Consider the following 21,234-nt stretch of genomic DNA (forward strand, 5'->3'; position numbering starts at 1 on the left):
AATGGCTGCACTGGTAATTTTGCTGGTCTTAATTCTGATTTCTATCGGCCTGTTATTTAGCTTGATAAAAAGATTTTTACAGCTGCGCCAAAGCCTTAAAATCCCGAAACAGGAGTTTCAAAACCGAATAAACAAGCACGCCGGGCTGGAGAAAACAAAAGAACAAATGGAACTAAAAAGCCAGCTTCATTCGTTAATTGATTATCGTTTGCACGAGCTGGAGCAAAAATTCCCTAACACCCTTAGCAAAACAGATGCAAGCACCCCAAAAACAGAGTCACTCACAAAAAACTTCAAAAGGTTAATGCAAACTACATTAAAACTGTTGCAAAGCTGAACATAGTTATTATACTAATCGTTAAATAGCCATAAGCAAAGAGTTAAAGTTTCTGTAAAAATTTGATTTAATAAAACCAGGAAGCGACCAGCCCAATTAAAATGAAAGATAAAAAAAAGTTGTTGGTAACCTATTTTGTACTTTTTGTGTGCAATGCCTTTGCACAATCCGGCGTTTCGACAGATAGCATCATTCAACATCTACAAAACCAGGAAGATTACGAAGTAAAGATTGAAGTATTGCAACAGAATATTAAGGATATTTATATTACCCAATTTGATAAGGCACTTGAATTGGCACGGTTTGGGCTTAAGCTGGCCGAGCAGCAAAACGACAGCATAAACACCGGCGATTTTTTGCGAAGCATTGGCGGGGCCTACGGTAAAAAAGGAAATATCGACAGCGCTTCGGTGTACTATTTTAAGGCATTAGCTGTACTTGAACCGACAAAAAACAGCGAAAAGCTTGGTTTGCTTTACGACGATATGGCACGATTGTACCGCAAACTAGCTCAGCCTGAAAGGGCCCTGGAGTATTACGACAAAGCACTAAAACTGTACGAGGCCGACAACAACCTGGAAGGCATAGCCCGAATTAATAACGAGAGTGGTGTTGTGTTTGGCGATGCCGGAGATTTTAAAACGGCTAACGAACGTTTCCAAAAATCATTACAAATACAACAGGTGCGAAAAGACTCGGTGGGTATTGGTTATGCACTGGAGTTTCTTGGCTACAACCAACTGCAGATTAAAGACTATAAAAAGGCTGAAGACTACCTTACGCAGGCATTGTACATTAGGGAAAAGGTGGGCAACCAATTTGCCATTATGCTGAATTATACCGCCTTGGGAGAATTGTACAAACAAATCAATCAAGCTGAAAAATCGATTGATTTTTATGAGAAAAGCAATGCTTTGGCGCAACAAATAAATTTCCTTGATATTCAGATTTATAATTACCGGCAAATAATGGATAATTACGAGCTGTTGGGAAATTACAGAGAGGCATATGAAAACCTAAAGGCATTTAACACATTGAATGACAGCCTATACAATGCACAAAAAATAAAAGACGTTGAAGAAATAACAGCACGCTATGAAACCGCCCAAAAGGAAAAACAAATATTGGAACAGCGGGCACAAATTGCTGAACACGAATTGGGCATAAAAACCCGAAACCTGGGAATTATCGGTCTTTTGTCCTTGCTAATAATTATTGGTCTGATTGGTTTTCTGCTGTACAAACAACAAGTTCTGAAAAATATTAAACAACGAAAGGATAGTGAACTTCGACTGGCAATGGCGAAAATTGAAAGCCAAAACCGGCTGCAGGAACAACGCCTGGCCATATCGCGCGACTTGCACGATAATATCGGGGCGCAATTATCGTTTATTGTTTCAGCCATTGATACCATCAAATATTTCATGTCGGATAAAAATGACCAATTAAACAACCGGCTCGACAATATTGGTAGCTTCGCAAAAGAAACCATTCAGGAACTGCGCGATACCATTTGGGCTATGAATAAATCGGGGGTTAGCATTAGTGATCTGCAAGCGCGAATTGCCAATTTTGTTGCAAAAGCCAAGCAATCTAACCATAGTGTTGAAATTTCGGTGGTTACTAGCGAAATGGTTTCTGAACAAGTGCAATTTAGTTCCTTACAAGGATTAAACATCTTTCGTATTATTCAGGAAGCATGCAACAATGCCCTAAAATATGCCGATGCAAAAAACATAAAAATTGAAATAGTTACGCAGGAAAACGGACTTTGCTTTTTGGTGGAAGACGATGGCAAAGGTTTTATTGAAAGTGAAATTGAACCCGGCAACGGACTGCTAAACATGCGCAAACGAGCACAGGAACTGGGTAGCGAACTAAAACTCGTTTCTGAACCCGGAACTAAAACGAGTGTTTCTTTTGTAGTGATTTAAAGAAGTAATACCATGAACACGCCAATTGCAATTATCGACGATAATAATTTCCTGATAAAAAGCGTAAAAGACAAACTATCGTTTTTGACAGATATTTCGATTGTATTTACGGCCAATGATGGGCAACAATGTTTGGAAAAGTTAAACCTGAATGCACGGGTAAAACTTATTTTAATGGACATTGAAATGCCCCGCCTAAACGGCATTGAAGCCACTGCTCAAATCAAACAAAAATACCCACAGATTAAAATTATTATGCTCACGGTTTTTGATGATGATGAGAATATCTTTAAAGCCATTCAGTCGGGTGCCGATGGCTACCTCCTGAAAGAAACCTCGTCGCCCGAACTGTACAATGCCATACTTCAAACATTGGAAGGTGGAGCAGCCATGACACCGTCGATTGCATTAAAAACCCTGAACCTTTTGCGCAGCCCACTGCCCATTGCGAATAATGAGGTAGAAGACAGTGTGAAGCTAACAGGCCGCGAAGTAGAAGTGTTAGAACAATTAGCTGTCGGACTTCCCTATAAATCAATTGCCGAAAACCTGATAATATCGCCCTCAACCGTTCGCCGGCACATCGAAAATATTTACAAAAAGCTACAAGTACACTCTAAAGTGGAAGCTATTGAACTGGCCAAAAGAAAACGGATTATCTGATACCCAGGCAGAGAAACACTTCATCACAACTAACCCAACATTGGCAGTATTCAACAGAGGCATTCTTTTTCACCCAAAAGAAAGGAGAAGCCTGTTAAGTATTGGCGGAGTAAAAAAATGCCACCTGCTTTGTAAGCAGATGGCATTTAATCAAGAGCAAGGATTCAAAAGAAATCCAGCTGCAGTGTATTTTTTTTATTCATTCCACACCGGTAAGCGGCCCGGAGTCCATGGTGCATTTATTTTATTCAGCATAGCTTCCAGTGCCGGTACATCTTTTTCAACAATACGTTTTAGCGCTTCCAACACCGGCTGGAATTCTTCTTTCAGAATTTCATAACTTTCTTTTTCGGTAGTTGTAATTGCGCTGGTCGATCCCATATGAGTGTATGTAATTACACTTAACCGGCGATTTAATGGCAGTTGTGCCGGCGGAACTTCTTCCCAGCTTGCTTTAGCCGGTACGCCATTCATTTTAAAGTTTAGTGTTTCCAATTCAACCCCAATCGCCCGGGCTTTGTCCATAAGCTCGCTGCTTGCTCCGGGCGTAGCATAAATAGCTTGTTTAATCTTCTCCACTTTTTCTGTTGTTTCGCCAATCATGCGATTGGTTCCAACAACGGCCAGTGCCAGTTTATTTACTTGCTCAGCAAATTCTACATTTTCACAGTAGTCTTCAGCCGGTAAAACTGTATTATTCAGCTTTTTGCAAGTAAATGCCACGGGCTCTACCAATTCGCTCAATTCGCCTTCGTGCCACAATTTCATTCCAACCTTATACCCTCCGGGCATTACCATAATCCCTCGACCGGCGCTGGTTATCGGATTATATTTGTCGCCGATACGAGCATTTGCGGTTGCGGCATAAGTCATGTTCCAGTTTACACGGTTCACCCCTTTTGACGGAGCTTTCGAGAACTGATCGATTACATTTCCTTCGTTGTCATAAATCGTAAAAATTAAGTGCGATTTTTCTTGCTGACCTTCCAACTGCAGTTCGCGCCAGCTGGGTTGCGGTATGGGTTTCCCTTCTTTAAACAATTCTTTTTCCTCTTCCTTGCGCAATTGTTTTTTGGTTTTTGGCACCTCTTTCAGGTAGTAGGTAAAAGTCGCTCCGTATTCCGGATTTGGCGAAGTAAAGTAGGTATCTCCCTGGTTACTTTTTCCACGCGTTTGCGCAAACATCAGTGCATCTTTTATGGGGAACAGCTCAGCTTCAGTATTTTCAAGTTCGTCAGAAATTTCGCGAAGCGGACTATAATCATCAAGAATATAAAAACCACGGCCAAAAGTTGCAATTACCAGGTCGCACTCGCGTTCCTGTATGGCAATATCAAACACGGCAATAGTTGGTATTCCCGACTTTAACTGCACCCAGTTTTCGCCGCCATCAACGGTAAAAAAGATACCAAACTCGGTTCCCACAAATAACAAGCCGGGGTGTTTAAAATCCTGAGCAATAGTATGAACCGATCCGTTTTCAGGAAGATTACCAGAGATGGAGGTCCATGTTTTTCCTTTGTCGGAACTTTTATACACGTAAGGTTTAAAATCGTCGCGTTTCAGGTTGTCGAAAGTAGCGTACACTACATTTTCATCAAAACGATCGGCACACAAGTCGCTTACATAAGTTAACTCCGGCACTCCCGGAAAGGTTTTTACCTGTGTCCAGTTTTCGCCATCCTCGGTTACAGAAATAACACCGTCGTCGGTTCCGGCATACAACAATCCCTCCTGTACTTTTGATTCATCCAGCGCTACAATGGTACCCCATTGCGAAGTTGAAACATCGCGAACAACTGCCTCGGCAGGCCAGTATTTTCCCATTACCGGAATAGAGGCACGATCGATCTGAGCGGTCAGGTCATCGCTGATTACTTCCCAGGTATTGCCGCGGTCGTTGCTACGAAAAACTTTATTGGCAGCCATGTATAGGCGTGTTTTATTATGCGGACTGATAAATAGTGGCGCATTCCAGTTCCATTTATAGGTAAGTTCTCCATTGCGTTCGCGTGGTTTAACATTTAAGCTTTCACCACTTTTTTTATCGTAACGATATACATTCCCGTACTGGTATTCAGAGTAAACGATGTCGGGATTTCCGGGTTCAACCGCACCCCAAAAGCCGTCGCCACCAAGGGTAGCATACCACTCGTCGTTAATTACACCACTCCGGCTGGTGGTACGCGATGGGCCTCCCATCGAGTTGTTGTCTTGGGTTCCGCCATAAACGTTGTAAAAGGGTTCAGCATCGTCTACATAAACGCGGTAAAATTGAGTGATAGGCAGGTTTTCTTTAAAATCGAAAGTTTTTCCGGCATCCCAGGTTTCGTAAATACCACCGTCGCCACCAATAATGTAATGGTCGGTATCGGTAGGGTCAATCCAAAGCGCATGGTCATCAACATGGCGTCCTTTTGTACTGATGCTTTTCCAGGTTTTTCCTCCATCAACAGTAACTTTCGAAACGGTTTCTGTTGAATAAATCTTATCGCGGTTTTTCGGGTCGCAAACAATTTCGTTGTAATACTGACCGCTACTATGGTAATCGCCCATTTTATCCCAGCTTTCGCCTTTATCTGTTGAACGGAAAAACCCACCTTTTCCTTCGGCAGCTTCCACAATCAGGTAAACGTAATTGGGATCAACCGGCGATACATCAATGCCCATTCCCCCAATGTGAACAGAAGGCAGGCCTTTCATTATTTTTCGCCAGTTCTCGCCACCGTCGGTACTTTTGTAAACAGCCGATTCGGGTCCTCCACCAATTTTTGTAAACGAAGTTCTCCTACGTTGTTCTGCTGTAGCATACATAATATCCGGGTTACAAGGATCCATCACCACATTATTAACTCCGGTATTTTCGCTAATCTCCAATACTTTATTCCAGGTTTCGCCACCATCGGTACTTTTATAAAGGCCCCGTTCTTCGCCCGGCCCCCACGCCGATCCTTCGGCAGCAACAAAAACTGTATTGGAGTTACGCGGATCGATAATAATTCCTCCAATCTGGCGGCTTTCTTTCAAGCCCATATTTTTAAACGATTTGCCCCCATCAAGCGATTTGTAAACACCATCTCCATAACCCAGTGCACGCTGGTGGTTGTTTTCTCCGGTACCAACCCACACCACATTAGCGTTATTGGGGTCGAGCTCTACCACAGCAGTTGAATACGAGCCGTACTTATCAAAAATCGGTTTCCAGGTAGTACCGTTATTGGTCGTTTTCCAAACATTTCCCGAGGCCACAGCCACATAATATTCTTTGTGATTGTTTGGGTTTACAGCAAAATCTGCAATACGGCCACTTGCCCATGCCGGTCCAATACTCCGCCACTTAAGGCCACTTACCAGGCCCGAATTAACAAATGGCTTGGGTTCTTCTTTTTTTTCTTCTTCTTTCTTTTTTGAGAGGGCTACTGTTGAAATAATAAATACAGCAGCCATTAGCAATGTGAGTTTTTTCATATTTAAAATTGTTTGTTTTTTATGGTACCATTGAAGCTTATAACTAATTATTAGCAATTTAAATGAACTGTAACTTCAATGTAAGGTATATTTTACAACTGTTAATTTGATTTTTCGACTTCATCAGTAAAGCTTATCGGCAGGATATTACAGTATTTTTTAAAATTATACAGGCCCGCCAAAACCTGTTTGAAATGGTTTAGCATTTATGTGCCGATTAAAATACAAATTAATGCTTTGGGGAAAGAGGATAAAAGTCACATTACCTCCGGGAAATTAACGATAAAAGCGAGCATCAATATTTTATAAGTGAAAACCGGAGAAAAACCGGTGCCTGCCTTAAAAATTTAAAATTCCTTTAAGATTTTTATAGCCGGTTTTACTCACTTTTAATTTTGTTTTATCGTGCAGAATTACAATGTAGGCTTCTTTTTCGTACTGCTGAATTTCCTCTATTTCATCAACCTTTACAATGTATGAACGATGAATACGCACAAAGTTTTTCGGATTCAAAGCACTCTCGAAATACTTCATTGTTTTTTGTTTCATCCAACGGCCTTCAGTGGTGTAAATCATTACATAATCATCCATCGATTCGATGTAACGTACGGCATCAACCGGGGCAATGTGTATTTTATGGCGGTCTTTCACCACTATTCGGTCGAGGTATTCTTCTTTAGGAAAATCGCTTACCTTCTCTGCCACGTCCGATTCTTTACCTTCCTTCTGTATGCGCTCCACAACTTTATCTATGGCTTCCATCAATCGGTCTTTTGAGTAGGGTTTTAACAGGTAATCGGCAGCATTATAATCGAATGCCTTTAAAGCATATTGATCGTAAGCTGTGGCAAATATTATTTGTGGTTTGTGCTCGAGTAACTCCAACATTTCAAAACCTGTAATTTTAGGCATCTGGATGTCTAAAAATACCAGATCGGGTTTCAAGTCATTGATTTGCTTAACCCCTTCAAAACCATTTTCGCATTCAGCAATCAGCTCTATATTTTGGTTATCAGCCAAAAACGATTTCATCAGATTTCGGGCCAGTTCTTCGTCTTCAACAATTATTGTGCGTAATTTTTCAGTCATGGTGTTACAAATTTTGAGGAATGGTTAAAGTTACGGTAAATTCGTTTTGTTTGTTTTCAATTCGCATTAAATGTGGGTTTCCATAAATCACCTGCAAACGGTCGCGGATATTGCGTAAGCCAATGCCCTCGCCTTTTTTGCTTACCACATTTTTATCGTAAGTATTACTGATAGTAACTACCAGGTTTTGCTCAACACAACGGCAATGGGTTATTACATCAATGGTTTCGGTTGCCTCGTACACGCCATATTTTATGGCATTTTCGTACAAAGGCTGCAAAATCATATTTGGGATAGTGGCCTGCAGACAGTTTTCTTCGAGGGCAAAAACCGGGTTCAGCTTTTTCCCAAAACGCACTTTTTCAATGCTCAGGTATAATTTATTGTTTTCAATCTCTTGTTTTACCGACACCTTCTCGCTTTGGTCGTGTTTTAGCGAATACCGCATTAACTGCGATAGATTAATAACCATTTCCTGGGCTTTGCCGGGATCGGTCATTGTAAGCGACGAGATACTGTTTAAACTGTTAAACAGGAAGTGAGGATTGATTTGAGATTTAAGCGCATGAAGCTCGGCCTCTTTTACCAGCGCTTTTAATTTTGTTTCGTTTTTTATTTTCTCTTTATAAGCCAGGTAATAGTTTACCGCATAAAAAAACACGACATTAAATGTGTAAAGCAAATAACCGTTATACAGCCCAACAAACAGGCTTTCTTCGTTGGCCAACTGACTGGGGTTGATAAGCTTGGCAATTACCGCCCCAATGTACAACCAGATAAAAACAATGATAGTTGCGGCAATAACATGGGCCAGAATTACGCGTCCGGTGCGGTTATCTTCGAGTGTGCTAAATTTAATTACATACCATATTGATGCACCTAAAATTCCAAAAAATATGATGTACACGAAACGGTCGGACATAGCGGTTACAAAATCGCTTTCGCCAACAGTTACAACCACCAGAACGAGTATTACGGCCAGCAATGTCCAGAATGCAATATAAGCAATTGCAATGCGATAGTTTGTGATGAAAGGATGTCGAAAATCCATATTACAGGTATTTTATCTCAATACCACCAAAAGCTACAAAACCTTTAATTACCAATGTTTTTGATGGATCGGTAACAATTTGATTGAGGGATGATCCGCGCTTATCGGTAAAGGCTCCAAAAATAGCAGTTACCTCATTCTTTACCGTCCAATCGGGTGGAACTTTAAACCCACAGCCACCAAACAAGGCCAACGAGTCGATTACTGCGCCATTGGCTGATAATTTTGCCTGCCGAAGATCGTATTCTGTTCCACCGAATATTGAGGTGGTTTTTCCTCCAACGAAATTTTGTGAACTTATGTATTCTTCTCTACCTCCAAAAATTACAAAATCATCAAAATAATCCAATGCCTTATTATTTACCGGATCGAACTGAGGTGGATGGTTACGGTTTCTTCTTCCCGAGTGAGTTACCAGTATGGCTACACCAATTCCAATAATTAATACCGGCCATCCTATACGCCTTAATTCGTAAGGAATATGCGCCACTTCAGGAACCAGGAAAAATCCTCCGATAACAATTAGCACGGTACCGGTGGTTTTATTTCCGCCTATAATTGAGAAAATTCCAATCCCAATGAGCAACATTTGCCACGAAATCAGAATGTCGTTCCAGAAAGAAGGGATAAGATCCAGCCTTTCAAAAATCCACAACGCACCTACCACAATTAGAAACAAGCCTAAAAAAGCTCTTCTGTTTGAATTCTCCGGTTTATTCTCCATGATGTAAAATTTACTGTCCTAAATTTTGTGCCATTCTTTTAATCACTATTCTTTTTCGGGTAATCTGTTCCATTTTCCTAATAAACAGCTCACAACAAGCGTGCAATTAGCAAAATTCCCAATACGATTAGCAGCACCGGGAACAGAAATACAATTGCTGCCCCTGAAATTATAAATAATTTGGGTAACAAAAATACTCCACCAATAACTATAAGTACCACGCCTCCCGAGCGTTTACCGGCCATTAAAACTACCCCAATAATAATAAGAATAACCGGCCAGGAAAAGAACAAATTTCCAATTCCGTGAAAAGCATTTGTTATTGGACTAAATATTCCGTGCAAGTTAAAAAGAGGAAAATTAAAAAAGAATCCGGTTTGTTTTAAAATCCAAACCAATCCAATTCCGATTAATACTAAAGCTAAAACTTCTCCGCTGTTCTGTTTCCGGGATACTTTCTCTTGTGGTACTTTTTCCATGATGCTGATTTTGCAAATAACAATTCAAAAGTAAAATTAGCAATTGAGCATCGCAGTTAACATTCGGTTAAAACAGGTTATGAATCGGTAAATGGATTAATTGGTGTATAAAACAAGCACTACACCGCTTTGCAGTTTAGTGTCCATTTGGCTACAAACATAAAGTAAAAAGGCTGCTTTCTTTTGGAAAACAACCTTTTAAACATTTATTTCTTTTGTGCTTTTGCCCACGAATCGCGAAGTGCGACTGTTCGGTTAAACACCGGTTTATCGGGTGTTGAGTCGGGGTCCATATTAAAATAACCAACCCGCTCGAACTGAAAATGATCAAGTGCACTGGCCTGTTTAACAAATGGTTCGAGATAACAATTATGCAGTACTTTTAACGAATCTGGATTCATAAACTCTTTAAAATCTACCTCTTTGTGTCCGCTCGGATCTTCGTCGGTAAATAAACGATCGTACAAACGCACCTCTGACTTAACAGCATGTTTAGCCGATACCCAATGTACTACACCTTTAACTTTTCGTCCATCTGACGACTTTCCACCTTTTGATTCCGGATCGTAGGTACAGTGCAACGCTGTAATATTTCCATTCTCATCCTTAATAACGTCGTTACATTTTATCAGGTAACCATAACGCAGGCGAACTTCGCGGCCGGGTCCCAAACGGAAAAATTTACGTGGCGGGTCTTCCATAAAATCGTTACGCTCGATGTACACTTCGCTGGAAAATGGCACATCTCGTCTTCCCATCGATTCGTCTTCGGGATTGTTTACTGCACTCAAAATTTCTTCCTGCCCCTCGGGGTAATTGGTAATCACCACTTTTAGCGGATCGAGCACCCCCATTACACGCTGGGCAATTTTATTTAAATGTTCGCGCACACTAAATTCCAGTAACGACACATCCGTCATACCGTCTACTTTGGTTACGCCAATTTTATCCGAGAAATTACGAATTGACTCGGGGGTGTATCCCCGCCTCCGCAAGCCGGAAATTGTTGGCATCCGAGGATCGTCCCATCCCTGCACATGTCCATCTTTTACCAATTCCAGCAGTTTTCGCTTGCTCATTACGGTGTATGTAAGATTTAAGCGCGAAAACTCTATTTGCCTTGGCCGATAATCTGAATCTTTCAACTGATCAACAAACCAATCGTATAAAGGGCGGTGCACCTCAAACTCCAGGGTACAAATTGAATGGGTAATACCTTCCCAGTAATCGCATTGCCCATGAGCAAAATCGTACATCGGATATACTTTCCACTTATCACCAGTACGATGGTGATGCGCCTTCATAATCCTGTAAATAATCGGATCGCGCATGTGCATGTTTGGCGAGCTCATATTAATTTTAGCCCGAAGAACTTTTTCGCCTTCATCAAATTCTCCGGCAGTCATCCGTTCAAATAAATCGAGGTTTTCTTCAACACTGCGGCTTCTGTATGGACTTTCTACCCCAGGTTGTTGTGGCGTACCTTTCTGTTGACTGATTGTTTCAGCATCCTGGTCATCAACATAGGCTTTTCCTTCCTTTATCAACTGTGTTGCAAAAGCGTGCAGTTTTGGGAAAAAATCCGATGCATAATACAAGCGGTCTTCCCAGTCGAAACCCAGCCAGCGAACATCGCCCATAATAGATTCTACATACTCTGTTTCTTCTTTTGAAGGATTGGTGTCGTCGAATCGCAAGTTGGTTTTTCCACCATACTTTTGTGCCAAACCAAAATTTAAACAGATTGACTTGGCATGGCCAATGTGTAAATAGCCATTGGGCTCAGGAGGGAAACGTGTATGCACTCGTTTCTCGTTTTTACCTGCCGCTAAATCAGCATCGATTTGTGCATGAATAAAGTTCGCCTTTTTAGGCGCTTCAGCATTTGTATTGGTATTTTTTTCTGCCATTTTTTGTATTAACCCCTTTTAAACAAGATTACAAAATTAAAAAATGATTTGTGAGAACACTTAACACCTGTTCAAATTATTACTTTTGTTGCACTAATATTAAATCAACATGGGAGTAATTGAAATTGAAGGGATGAAGTTTTATGCCTACCACGGGCATTTTGCAGCCGAGCAGGTTGTTGGCAACAATTTCGAAGTTTATGTGCGCCTGGAAGCCAATTGCAATGATGCCGCACAAAGCGATAAACTGAAAGATGCATTGAACTATCAGGCCGTTTACGAAACCATAAAAGATGTTATGCAAATTAAATCGGCGTTGCTGGAAAATGTTGCCCAACGAATTTTAGATGCCCTTTACGAAAGATATCCGGAAATAAACCATGCGCGACTAAAAGTTTCAAAAATGAACCCGCCTATGGGTGGCGAAATTGAGCGGGTAAGCGTAACCCTTGAGCGTTAGAAACCAGTTTCAGTATAGCCTGTACTTCTTCCACTGAAACATTGTTACGAAATAGTGTTGCACTTTTATCGGATCACATTTTTGCTGAAATGAAATAAATAACTGCTGCTGCCCTGCCTTCCATGTTATTAAATATTTAACCCACAGGCCAATACTGACATTTATCAAATTATTCGAACTTATTTTTCGTATTTTCGAAAAAATATTTCAAAAGATTTCCGATGTTTTACAGTACAAATACATTTAATGAGGGAAAGTGCAGCAAAACATGCACTTCAGAAAAAAAACGTGAGCTTCATGAGGGTAATAAACCCAAATCGGCAGAGGCAGGATGGCAGGTAGGAGCCAGCCACTTGCATGTCAATGCCAATTGGCAAAAACGTAGAAAATAGCGCGATTTTATTTTTTCTGTTGCGTAAACTGCAAAATTTTATATTTTTGCAGTCCGAAAACGTACAAGGTTCCTTGGCCGAGTGGCTAGGCAGCGGTCTGCAAAACCGTGTACGGCGGTTCGACTCCGCCAGGAACCTCACAAAAAGGCAGGATTTTCCTGCCTTTTTTTATTGCCAAAAAAAGCAGCCCTTTCCGACTGCTTTTCTAAGATTATAATTATTTTATCAAAGTTTCCAAGGTTCGCGGTACTGATAATGCATTCGTTTTACTGCTTCTTCGTCGTTGCCAAACGATTCGGCTTTTGGATCCCAAATGACTTCGCGACCTAAATCGCAGGCAATATTACCAATGGTACACATAGTGCACGAGCTATGGCCAATTTCAACCGGCACTATCGGGTCAATACGTTTTTGTACGGCCTCAATAAAATTAATCTGGTGTGGTATTTTTGTTTCGTATGGTGTATCATCATCAGCGCTGTCAGTTTCAGGCGGCAATAACGAATCATCAGAAGCTTTGTAATGCCCTCTCGACACTTCAATCCATCCCTGATCACCATGGAATTTTACACCTTTGGTTTTTTGTTCATCAAACGTTTCGGATGTTAACACCACCCCATTTTCGTACTTAAACTGCATAAACTCTGAGCCATCGCCAATTGGTGCAGCCCAAACCGGACCATTTCGATCCATGCCTAAACCCCATTGGGCAATATCGAACATATGAGCACCCCAGTCGGTAGTAAAACCGCCGCCCATTTCTTTGTACCAGCGCCAGGCTCCCCATATTTCCTCATCTTGCACGGGATCGAGCGTAATTGGCGGATTTAATTCGTGGTTAAAATGAATATCGCCAGGCAGTGGTCCTAACCATAAATCCCAGTTTAAATCTTCAGGAACAGCTTCTTCAGGCAAATTGTAAGGCGTTGGAGGTGCTCCAACATAAGCATTTACTTTTTCGATTTTACCCAATTTACCGCTTTGTACCATATTTACGGCATGCTGGAAATTCGGATCGGAACGTTGCTGACTGCCAATGCCCAAAATACGATTGGTAGCACGAACAGTTTTTACCAACTCCTGGCCTTCGCGAATGGTAAAGGTCATTGGTTTTTCAAGATAGACATCTTTGCCGGCTTTACAAGCTTCAATCGCAATTACTGCATGCCAGTGATCAGGAACAGCAATTACAACGGCGTCAATATCCTGACGTGCCAACAGCTCTTCAAATCGTTCGTACGTTTTTACCTCAATATTTTCTTTCTTTCCGGCATAAAACTCCTTCACCATGGATTCAAAACGTGTGCGTTTGCGCCCATAAACATCGCAACCAGCCACCACTTTAACACCTGGCACCTGAAGAAAACCTTTCAATAAAAACATTGATTGACGCCCCATTCCAATAAAACCAAGACGAACGCTTTGTGCATCGCTTACTGTTTTAGTTTTGCATGCGTGAAGAGAAGGCAATATTGTAATACCGGCCAATCCTACAGCCGAAGTGCCAATAAACCTTCTACGTGATAGATTTTTGTTAGTCATATTCAAATTGTTTAGTATTATTTTTACGCCCATAAAAATAAGGAAACATATCTTATTGTAACAATAACAATTAAAAAAAATACTGCAAACCTGGAGCAAACACCTTACTGTTCTCTATCGTTTTAAATTCTTTTACCATATTTGCATGTATAAACCGTTCAGAGTTTTATTATTTCGTTGGTAAATAAATTTGATAACCAGGCTAATCTAAATGAACATCTTTCGAATAATCTTTCTTGCACCGCTGGCTCTCATTCGGCTTTTATTTGTTGTACTTGTAAGTGCCTATGTCACCATTGTTGGCTGGTTTTGGTTAAAAACAAAAGGTTTTAGCAGGAGCCTGCAGCAGTGGGTAATTGGTACCTGGGGCCGTAGCATTCTGTTTGTTTGTGGAATTAAAACCGACCAAAATGAGCTGCCGCAAACGCAAAATTTCATCCTGATGCCTAACCACCGCAGTTATATCGATATTTTTATTGTTGCCGGGTTAACTCCGGCAGCCATGGTAGGCAAAGCAGAACTGGCAAAATGGCCTTTTGGAGCTTTAGGTGCAAAAGTAACCAACTCGATTCTGGTAAACCGAAAGGATCCGAAAAGCCTGGTGTTAACCATGAAAAGGATAAAAGAGTCGGTAGAAAACGGCATGCCGGTTATTCTTTTTCCTGAAGGCACGACCTACAAAGGCCCTTTAACTAAAAAATTTAAGAATGGCAGTTTTAAAATTGCTGCCGATAGCCAAATTCCGGTAATACCCATGGCCATTAATTTTGAAGATGTTAACGATGCCTGGGTAGATAAAGACACATTTGTAGGGCATTTTTTTCGCCAGCTCAGTAAACCAGTCACTAGGGTAACCATTCGTTATGGAAAGCCGCTTGTAGAAAGTAATTACAAAACGCTTCAGGAAAAAACAAAAAAAGAAATTGATGACATGCTTGCAACTATCCAGGGTGTTTAATTCTATTTTTTCTGAACCAATAAAAAAACGGTATACCCGAAAAAGCCGTTAACACTGCAATACTTGATTCTACTGGCCGTTCAAAATAAGCAAGCATCAACATGCCTGTACTAATAACAATAAAAAACAGCTGCACAAAAGGATATCCGGGTAAATGCAGCTTCACTTTCCGGGCTCGTCTTAACTTAATATTTCCGGCAACAGCAATAATCGGGAAAATACCCAGCGAAAATCCCATATAAGTTAATATCTGTTCAAACGTACCTGATAAAACCAGCACAATGGCAATGCAGGCTTGCAAATAAATGGCATTTACCGGAACCTTTCGTTTCGGATGCACTTTTGCAATAGCTTTAAAAAAATAACCATCGCTGGCCATTTTATAATAAACACGTGGCCCTAGCATTATAAAAGCACTTAACGAAGAAAAAAGCGCAAAAGAAATAAGCAAAGAAATAACCGTTTCAGCCATTGGGCCAAATGCCAATCCAACGGCCAAACCTCCAATTTCCGGTTCGTTTTTCATTTGCGATACCGGCACTGCATAAACAAAAAATAAATTTAAAAGAATGTACATAACCGCCACTGTTACTGTTGAAATAAGTAAAGACCGCGGAATAACCTTACCCGGATTTTTTATCTCGGAGCCAATGTAAGTTGCCGAGTTCCAACCGCTATAAGCAAACATGATAAACATTAACGACAAACCTGCAGCTTTCCAGTTACTAAAAGTAAATAGCAAAGGTTGCCCTGTAGTAATGTTTTGCAAATTACCCTTGCCAAAACATAAACCGGCAATTATAAGGCCTGCTACCAAAACTACTTTCAAAATGGTAAGTACATTTTGTATTCTTGCTCCAAATACCATTCCTCGTGCGTGTATTAAACTAAAAACAACAATTACAATAATAGCCAGATATCGGCTAAAATAATCTGCGCTTAAGCTGTTGGTAAACTCCAGTGCGTTTTGCATTTGCGGGAAAGCCCATGTGAAGTATTTTGAAAAGCCGATAGCAGAGGCGGCAATTGGAGCGGAGAAAGCCACAATCAACGATAACCACCCGCTAAGAAAGCCCAGCATAGGCGAATATATTTTTGAAATAAATACATATTCACCACCGGCTTCAGGAAAAACCGTTCCCAATTCGCCAAACGATAGCGCCCCACAAAAAGCAACCACTCCCCCAAGCCCCCAAAGCAAAAGCATTAGACCCGGGTTTTGTAGAAAACCCATTAAATATCCGGTGGTTGTAAATATTCCGGCTCCAATAATATTTGCTATCACAATATTGGTAACGGAAAATAAGCCCAACCGGCGTTCAAGTTTTTTGGGCAGCTGTTGCAAGTCGTGCTATTTTAATTTAAAACTTTTTGATATTCCTGAACGACTGGTTTTATCAATACTGGTTTTATAGTTCTCCAGGCTTTCAATGTAGCGTAAAAATTCGCCTATTCCATTTATGCGCATTGCAGTGTTGTGAGCAGCATAACATCCTCCCACTTTTAAATTCGGATCTATCGCTACAAAATAATTTTTATACCAATACTTATCTGCATCGCAAAATACAAAGTCGAATTCTTCTTTTAGTTTTGGAACCAGCTCGTGCGCATCTGCAAGTTTTAAGTCGATATATTTTGAAACTCCGGCTTTTTTAAAATTGGCCTTGGCTTGCAGGTAACGCGTTTTATCAATTTCAATTGTTGTTAACTTGCCCCCGGTTTTACTTAATGCCCAGGCAATCCAAATTGCCGAGTGCCCGGTTGAGGTTCCTATTTCAAGGGCTGATGTGTACGAATTTTCAATAATAATATCATAAAGAATTCTGCCATCTGATAAGGGCACATTCATGTCCCTCCACTCGCTGGCGTTTTCCTGAAGAAATGCCATTACTTTTTTGTCGAGGTTGTTTTCAATAGCCGGGTACTGAGCATTGGCCACACCTGCAAGCAGCACTCCTAATAAAATCAGTAAGAATGATTTACATTTCATGTGATTAGAATTGTTTGTTTTCTCAAGCATAAGATGGAACTCGCATAATTTCTATTCAACATTTATCTCGCAAATTCCTATTTTTCTCTCCATTGGTTTAATTGTTGCAATCATTTTTAGCCTATCCGTCAATACTTAAAATCATCGATAAAAATATAGAGTATTAACCTAAAAAGCGGATATAAAGTTAAAAGAAATCGAAGAATTCCTCCTAATTTTTCGAACTCAATAAAATGGTGAGTTCTATTTTTAATTGAAAAAGATATATACTTCTTTTTCCAGCTATTTTTATAGAAACTATATAATTAACTGAACCGATTTGTTTTACGAAAAAATTGCATACCTTTGTAAAGCATTTGGGATTCATCCCATATTGTGTGTTTGGGGGTTAACATTTAGGAAGGAGACTGTTGAGTCTCCTTCTTTCTTTTACAATTCGTCATGGGCTCCTTTTCTTAACACAATTAAATTCAAAGGTTTGCAAATCGTATGTTATGAAAATTCTGCATTTTTTCTACATTTGTGCCGAATTTAAAATTTAAAGAATGAAGACAGCTGAGATACACACTTCAAAAGGAGTGATGAAGGTTAAGTTTTACGAAGAAGATGCCCCGGGAACTGTTGCTAATTTTATTAAGCTTTCAGAATCTGGTTTTTACGACGGATTAGCTTTTCACCGGGTTATTCCAAACTTCGTAATTCAGGGAGGATGTCCTGATGGCACAGGTGCAGGTGGACCAGGCTATTCGATAGATTGTGAGCTTGATGGCAACAACCAATACCACGACAAAGGAGTATTATCGATGGCACACGCGGGAAGAAATACCGGAGGGTCACAGTTTTTTATTTGTCACAACCGCGAAAACACCCAACACCTTGATCGTCATCATACCTGTTTCGGAAAAGTTTTTGAAGGCCTTGACGTTATCGACGATATCAGACAAGGAGATGAAATTGAAAAAATCATCATTTCAGAAGATTAATTTATACGCTATAAGCTTAAAAGGAGTCATTTTTAATGACTCCTTTTTTTTTGCCTTTTAAAATAATTGTAATTTCCCACGCTATTTTAGGTAGAAAAATGATTAAAGAGTTTCACTATAGATTTGAGGAGTTACAAATAACTGAAAGAGACATGGCTCCGCTTTTAGGGTTCTCCGAAAATATTCCGGAGCCCTTTCCTCAGTATATTGAACAAAGCTTTGCCAAAGCACCAGAGCTTTGCGCCATTAAAGGCGGCTACCATTTTGTTAGTGAGATAGATACCAAACCAGACAACAGCACTATTATCATTGCAAAAAAAGTCTTCAACCCTACAAAAGCGGTTAGTACCCAGCTTAAAAAGGCGCAACAGCTTGTACTTTTTGTTTGTACGGCCGGAGAGGGATTTAGCCAGTATTCGCGCGAAATAAGCAACGAAGACCCTATGCTGGCCTATGTTTTTGATGTGCTGGGTTCGGTTGTTGTTGAAAAGGCCATGGACAAAATTCAGGAACAATTGCAAAAAGAAGTGGCTAAACAGGGACTGGGCATATCCGACAGGTACTCGCCCGGACATTGCGAATGGAGCCTGACTGACCAGGTCAATCTCTTTTCATTTTTCCCTGAAAACTTTTGTGGCATTCAACTTTCCGATTCACTTATTATGCATCCCATAAAATCGATTAGCGGAATTATTGGTATCGGTGAAGGATTAAAACCCCGGGGCTTTCAGTGCCAGTTGTGCAAGGACCAAAACTGTATTTACGGAAAAATGAGGCGACAATAAATCCTTCTCAAAAAATTCAACTTTTTGACTAAAAAAGTAGACTTGCAAAAATTCATAAAAATTAATATTCAGGTATTGCAAATGTCGTTTCCATACTATTTATTTGCTAAGGTATAGCAATACGATTTTTTGCATTTAACAAAGATTAAACCCAGTAATCTTTCTGTTTTTTTTGATATTTACTTAAACTAAATTTAACTGGAGAAATGACGAATAACAAACCAAAAGTAATTAAAGATTATAGCAAGCTCGACAAAGAGCTACAGCAGCAAATAAAACTTATTTATGCTGATGGTTTTGCTGATAACCTGATTCATTTTTTTGATAAAACCGGTCAAAAGATTACCGTACTTCCTTTTGAAACTGAGCACAAGTATTACATGTTAAGGATGACGGAAAATGAAGCCGTTGCATTGGTTGATGAGGATGATGATTACGATGATGATGGTTTCTTAAAAGATGACGTGAAACAAGACTATGAAGACAAATATGCAGATCTTGATCACGTTGCTGACCAAATAGAAGATTAAATCCATAAAAAAAAGAAACAGGCCTGTACAACAAATACAAGCCTGTTTCTTTTAAAAACGATTTTAGAATTGCCTAGCTCAATAGTGCTTTAACTTTATCGGCAATTTCTTTTCCATCGGCTTTGCCGGCTAGCTTTTTCGAGGCCATACCCATTACTTTTCCCATATCTTTCATGCTGGAAGCGCCTGATTGTTCAATAATTTCTTTCACGGCTGCACTTAAATCTTCATCCGACATTTTTTCAGGAAGATAGCTTTCAAAAACCGCTACTTGTTTCATTTCCTGTTCAAACAAATCATCACGCCCCTGTTCCTTATAAATTTTTGCCGAATCGGCACCCTGCTTGGCCAATTTTGATATAATTTTCATGGCATCAGCATCCGACAACTCATCGCCTGCTCCTTTGGCTGTTTGTGCTTCAAGCATTACTTTTTTTATCCCACGCAGGGCCTCCAGTTTTTCTTTCTCGCGGGCTTTCATTGCCGCTTTAATATCGTTATTAATTTGTTCTAAAAGTGCCATAATTATTTGTTTTTTTTAATCAACGTTGTCGTGTAAATAACTGTTTTTGTCTGAAATACGGTTATCGCGATTCACAGAGTACCCTGATCGGTCGCGTTTGTACTTTGGATCGTTTATACGGATATTTCTACGTTTAAAAGCCGGTACGTTTTCGATTTCATCCACATCGTCGTCGCTTAAATTAGCATAATCGTTTATGTCTATTTCCTTCTCCGACTTGTTTCTTTCGCGGGATGTTATCGGATATAACGATTCAAATTCATCCTCTTCATTGTTTTGCTTTTTATCGTCTACAATAAATTCAAAAGTAGACTGGCTGCGCTTATCATCACTGTGCCGGTAAGTCTGGTCTTCATTTTTTTTTGGAGCCGCATGTTCTTTTTCCAGCGTGTGTTTTACAACTTTCCGCTGGCTTTGCTCTGAAAGCTCAGAAATAATACTGGTAGGAAAACCTGTTGCTATAACCGTTACCGAGAGCTGGTCTCCCAGGCTTTCGTCTTTCCCATTTCCCCAAATCAAATCGGCATCAAAACCTGCCATATTCTGCACATAATCGGTAATTCGGCCCACTTCATCCATGGTTACCTCTTGTGTACCCGAATTAATGTTTACCAAAATATTTCTTGCACCTCTTATTTCATTATCATTTAAAAGTGGTGAATTTAATGCTTTTTTCACGGCATCCTCGGCCCTGTTTTCTTCGGCACTGACCCCGGTTCCCATAACGGCCATTCCGCTTTTACGCATTACGGTTTCTACATCAGCAAAATCAACATTTATATAACCCGGTACCGTAATAATTTCGGCAATACCCTTTGCTGCAGTCGACAACACATTATCAGCTTTGGCAAAAGCTTCTGAGATGCCGAAATCGCCATACATTTCGCGGATACGTTCGTTATTTATTACCAGCAGCGAATCAACAAAAGTGGCCAGTTCTTTAATCCCCTCGTAGGCTTGTTTTATGCGTCTTCTTCCTTCGTTTCGGAATGGAATAGTTACAATGGCCACGGTTAGGTAGCCCTGCTCTTTGCAGCACTGAGCGATTACAGGAGCGGCACCGGTTCCGGTTCCACCTCCCATCCCGGCAGTGATAAAAACCATTTTTGTATTCTCCGACAAGGCAGATTTAACATCCTCAATGTTTTCCATTGCAGCTTGCTTTCCCACTTCCGGTTTATTTCCTGCACCACGTCCCTCGGTTAGAGAAGCCCCCAGTTGTACGCGAGTTCGAATAGCACTAGCCTCCATCGCCTGGGCATCGGTGTTGCAGATTACAAAATCCACATCACGAATCCCGTGTTTAAACATATGGTTTACAGCATTACCTCCACCGCCGCCTACTCCAATTACCTTTATTTCGGCACCTGGTGTTTTTTCCATTACAAAATCAGCCATATTTTCCATTTTCTTCAC

At 40.4% G+C, this 21,234-nt stretch carries 20 protein-coding genes and 1 tRNA gene; 10 read left to right on the forward strand and 11 right to left on the reverse strand.

Annotated elements, in window-relative coordinates:
• Nucleotide 1 precedes the first annotated feature (1 nt).
• The 3 genes from QZ574_RS15425 (at nt 2) to QZ574_RS15435 (ending at nt 2,934) form a co-directional block, all read left to right on the forward strand.
• Nucleotides 2-337, forward strand: coding sequence for a hypothetical protein (locus tag QZ574_RS15425; RefSeq protein WP_297091120.1), 336 nt, complete (start codon nt 2-4; stop codon nt 335-337).
• Between the two features lie 101 nt (nt 338-438).
• On the forward strand, nt 439-2,271 hold the full coding sequence (locus QZ574_RS15430) for a tetratricopeptide repeat protein (protein WP_297091122.1): 1,833 nt from the start codon (nt 439-441) through the stop codon (nt 2,269-2,271).
• 12 nt (nt 2,272-2,283) lie between these two features.
• Complete coding sequence (locus tag QZ574_RS15435) at nt 2,284-2,934, forward strand: response regulator transcription factor (protein WP_297091124.1); 651 nt, start codon at nt 2,284-2,286, stop codon at nt 2,932-2,934.
• A gap of 195 nt (nt 2,935-3,129) precedes the next feature.
• Here the strand turns inward: QZ574_RS15435 and QZ574_RS15440 are convergent, their stop codons facing one another.
• The 6 genes from QZ574_RS15440 to QZ574_RS15465 form a co-directional block, all read right to left on the reverse strand.
• A complete protein-coding gene (locus tag QZ574_RS15440) occupies nt 3,130-6,402 on the reverse strand; it encodes a hypothetical protein (protein ID WP_297091126.1) in 3,273 nt (1,090 codons plus the stop codon).
• A gap of 339 nt (nt 6,403-6,741) precedes the next feature.
• Nucleotides 6,742-7,491 (reverse strand): LytTR family transcriptional regulator DNA-binding domain-containing protein, encoded by a 750-nt coding sequence (locus tag QZ574_RS15445; RefSeq protein ID WP_297091128.1) that lies wholly within the window; start codon nt 7,489-7,491, stop codon nt 6,742-6,744.
• Between the two features lie 4 nt (nt 7,492-7,495).
• Entirely contained in the window at nt 7,496-8,542 is a 1,047-nt protein-coding gene (locus QZ574_RS15450; protein WP_297091130.1) for a histidine kinase, read from the reverse strand.
• 1 nt (nt 8,543) lies between these two features.
• The gene (locus QZ574_RS15455; RefSeq protein WP_297091132.1) at nt 8,544-9,266 is read right to left on the reverse strand and encodes a DUF5668 domain-containing protein; all 723 of its coding nucleotides are present in this window, start codon (nt 9,264-9,266) and stop codon (nt 8,544-8,546) included.
• An 89-nt stretch (nt 9,267-9,355) separates the two neighbouring features.
• Nucleotides 9,356-9,745, reverse strand: a complete 390-nt coding sequence (locus tag QZ574_RS15460; RefSeq protein ID WP_297091134.1) for a hypothetical protein — start codon at nt 9,743-9,745, stop codon at nt 9,356-9,358.
• A 206-nt stretch (nt 9,746-9,951) separates the two neighbouring features.
• A complete protein-coding gene (locus QZ574_RS15465; protein ID WP_297091136.1) occupies nt 9,952-11,655 on the reverse strand; it encodes a glutamine--tRNA ligase/YqeY domain fusion protein in 1,704 nt (567 codons plus the stop codon).
• Nucleotides 11,656-11,764: 109 nt separating this feature from the next.
• On the opposite strand from QZ574_RS15465, the gene folB reads away from it, so the two are divergent.
• The 3 genes from folB (at nt 11,765) to QZ574_RS15480 (ending at nt 12,645) form a co-directional block, all read left to right on the forward strand.
• Nucleotides 11,765-12,115 (forward strand): dihydroneopterin aldolase, encoded by a 351-nt coding sequence (gene folB / locus QZ574_RS15470; protein ID WP_297091137.1) that lies wholly within the window; start codon nt 11,765-11,767, stop codon nt 12,113-12,115.
• 221 nt (nt 12,116-12,336) lie between these two features.
• Entirely contained in the window at nt 12,337-12,507 is a 171-nt protein-coding gene (locus tag QZ574_RS15475) for a hypothetical protein (protein WP_297091138.1), read from the forward strand.
• A gap of 67 nt (nt 12,508-12,574) precedes the next feature.
• Nucleotides 12,575-12,645, forward strand: a tRNA-Cys gene (locus QZ574_RS15480).
• Nucleotides 12,646-12,732: 87 nt separating this feature from the next.
• Here QZ574_RS15480 and QZ574_RS15485 read toward each other — a convergent pair.
• Complete coding sequence (locus QZ574_RS15485; protein WP_297091140.1) at nt 12,733-14,049, reverse strand: Gfo/Idh/MocA family oxidoreductase; 1,317 nt, start codon at nt 14,047-14,049, stop codon at nt 12,733-12,735.
• 211 nt (nt 14,050-14,260) lie between these two features.
• Between QZ574_RS15485 and QZ574_RS15490 the strand changes: the two genes are divergently transcribed.
• Nucleotides 14,261-15,007, forward strand: a complete 747-nt coding sequence (locus QZ574_RS15490) for a lysophospholipid acyltransferase family protein (RefSeq protein ID WP_297091142.1) — start codon at nt 14,261-14,263, stop codon at nt 15,005-15,007.
• Here QZ574_RS15490 and QZ574_RS15495 read toward each other — a convergent pair.
• Both QZ574_RS15495 and QZ574_RS15500 read right to left on the reverse strand, forming a co-directional pair.
• Nucleotides 14,991-16,352: an amino acid permease gene (locus QZ574_RS15495; RefSeq protein WP_297091144.1), complete on the reverse strand. Its 1,362-nt coding sequence runs from the start codon at nt 16,350-16,352 to the stop codon at nt 14,991-14,993. The genes QZ574_RS15490 and QZ574_RS15495 overlap by 17 nt on opposite strands.
• A 6-nt stretch (nt 16,353-16,358) precedes the next feature.
• Complete coding sequence (locus tag QZ574_RS15500; protein ID WP_297091146.1) at nt 16,359-16,997, reverse strand: class I SAM-dependent methyltransferase; 639 nt, start codon at nt 16,995-16,997, stop codon at nt 16,359-16,361.
• 545 nt (nt 16,998-17,542) lie between these two features.
• Here QZ574_RS15500 and QZ574_RS15505 point away from each other — a divergent pair.
• From QZ574_RS15505 to QZ574_RS15515, 3 genes are all read left to right on the forward strand, one after another.
• Nucleotides 17,543-17,980, forward strand: a complete 438-nt coding sequence (locus QZ574_RS15505) for a peptidylprolyl isomerase (protein ID WP_297091148.1) — start codon at nt 17,543-17,545, stop codon at nt 17,978-17,980.
• Nucleotides 17,981-18,078: 98 nt separating this feature from the next.
• Nucleotides 18,079-18,765, forward strand: coding sequence for a hypothetical protein (locus QZ574_RS15510; RefSeq protein ID WP_297091150.1), 687 nt, complete (start codon nt 18,079-18,081; stop codon nt 18,763-18,765).
• Nucleotides 18,766-18,971: 206 nt separating this feature from the next.
• Nucleotides 18,972-19,295 (forward strand): hypothetical protein, encoded by a 324-nt coding sequence (locus QZ574_RS15515; protein WP_297091152.1) that lies wholly within the window; start codon nt 18,972-18,974, stop codon nt 19,293-19,295.
• Between the two features lie 73 nt (nt 19,296-19,368).
• On the opposite strand, the gene QZ574_RS15520 is transcribed toward QZ574_RS15515, so the two are convergent.
• Together QZ574_RS15520 and ftsZ are read right to left on the reverse strand one after the other, a co-directional pair.
• Nucleotides 19,369-19,818, reverse strand: a complete 450-nt coding sequence (locus tag QZ574_RS15520; RefSeq protein ID WP_297091154.1) for a GatB/YqeY domain-containing protein — start codon at nt 19,816-19,818, stop codon at nt 19,369-19,371.
• Between the two features lie 15 nt (nt 19,819-19,833).
• Complete coding sequence (gene ftsZ / locus QZ574_RS15525) at nt 19,834-21,216, reverse strand: cell division protein FtsZ (RefSeq protein ID WP_297091156.1); 1,383 nt, start codon at nt 21,214-21,216, stop codon at nt 19,834-19,836.
• Nucleotides 21,217-21,234: the final 18 nt, after the last annotated feature.

It is taken from the genome of uncultured Draconibacterium sp. (genome assembly GCF_913063105.1).
Classification (GTDB): domain Bacteria; phylum Bacteroidota; class Bacteroidia; order Bacteroidales; family Prolixibacteraceae; genus Draconibacterium.

Coding starts and splice junctions, on each gene's coding strand:
- QZ574_RS15425 (WP_297091120.1), top strand. CDS start 2: ATGGCTGCACTGGTAATTTTGCTGGTCTTAATTCTGATTTCTATCGGC.
- QZ574_RS15430 (WP_297091122.1), top strand. CDS start 439: ATGAAAGATAAAAAAAAGTTGTTGGTAACCTATTTTGTACTTTTTGTG.
- QZ574_RS15435 (WP_297091124.1), top strand. CDS start 2,284: ATGAACACGCCAATTGCAATTATCGACGATAATAATTTCCTGATAAAA.
- QZ574_RS15440 (WP_297091126.1), bottom strand. CDS start 6,402: ATGAAAAAACTCACATTGCTAATGGCTGCTGTATTTATTATTTCAACA.
- QZ574_RS15445 (WP_297091128.1), bottom strand. CDS start 7,491: ATGACTGAAAAATTACGCACAATAATTGTTGAAGACGAAGAACTGGCC.
- QZ574_RS15450 (WP_297091130.1), bottom strand. CDS start 8,542: ATGGATTTTCGACATCCTTTCATCACAAACTATCGCATTGCAATTGCT.
- QZ574_RS15455 (WP_297091132.1), bottom strand. CDS start 9,266: ATGGAGAATAAACCGGAGAATTCAAACAGAAGAGCTTTTTTAGGCTTG.
- QZ574_RS15460 (WP_297091134.1), bottom strand. CDS start 9,745: ATGGAAAAAGTACCACAAGAGAAAGTATCCCGGAAACAGAACAGCGGA.
- QZ574_RS15465 (WP_297091136.1), bottom strand. CDS start 11,655: ATGGCAGAAAAAAATACCAATACAAATGCTGAAGCGCCTAAAAAGGCG.
- folB (WP_297091137.1), top strand. CDS start 11,765: ATGGGAGTAATTGAAATTGAAGGGATGAAGTTTTATGCCTACCACGGG.
- QZ574_RS15475 (WP_297091138.1), top strand. CDS start 12,337: ATGTTTTACAGTACAAATACATTTAATGAGGGAAAGTGCAGCAAAACA.
- QZ574_RS15485 (WP_297091140.1), bottom strand. CDS start 14,049: ATGACTAACAAAAATCTATCACGTAGAAGGTTTATTGGCACTTCGGCT.
- QZ574_RS15490 (WP_297091142.1), top strand. CDS start 14,261: ATGAACATCTTTCGAATAATCTTTCTTGCACCGCTGGCTCTCATTCGG.
- QZ574_RS15500 (WP_297091146.1), bottom strand. CDS start 16,997: ATGAAATGTAAATCATTCTTACTGATTTTATTAGGAGTGCTGCTTGCA.
- QZ574_RS15505 (WP_297091148.1), top strand. CDS start 17,543: ATGAAGACAGCTGAGATACACACTTCAAAAGGAGTGATGAAGGTTAAG.
- QZ574_RS15510 (WP_297091150.1), top strand. CDS start 18,079: ATGATTAAAGAGTTTCACTATAGATTTGAGGAGTTACAAATAACTGAA.
- QZ574_RS15515 (WP_297091152.1), top strand. CDS start 18,972: ATGACGAATAACAAACCAAAAGTAATTAAAGATTATAGCAAGCTCGAC.
- QZ574_RS15520 (WP_297091154.1), bottom strand. CDS start 19,818: ATGGCACTTTTAGAACAAATTAATAACGATATTAAAGCGGCAATGAAA.
- ftsZ (WP_297091156.1), bottom strand. CDS start 21,216: ATGGCTGATTTTGTAATGGAAAAAACACCAGGTGCCGAAATAAAGGTA.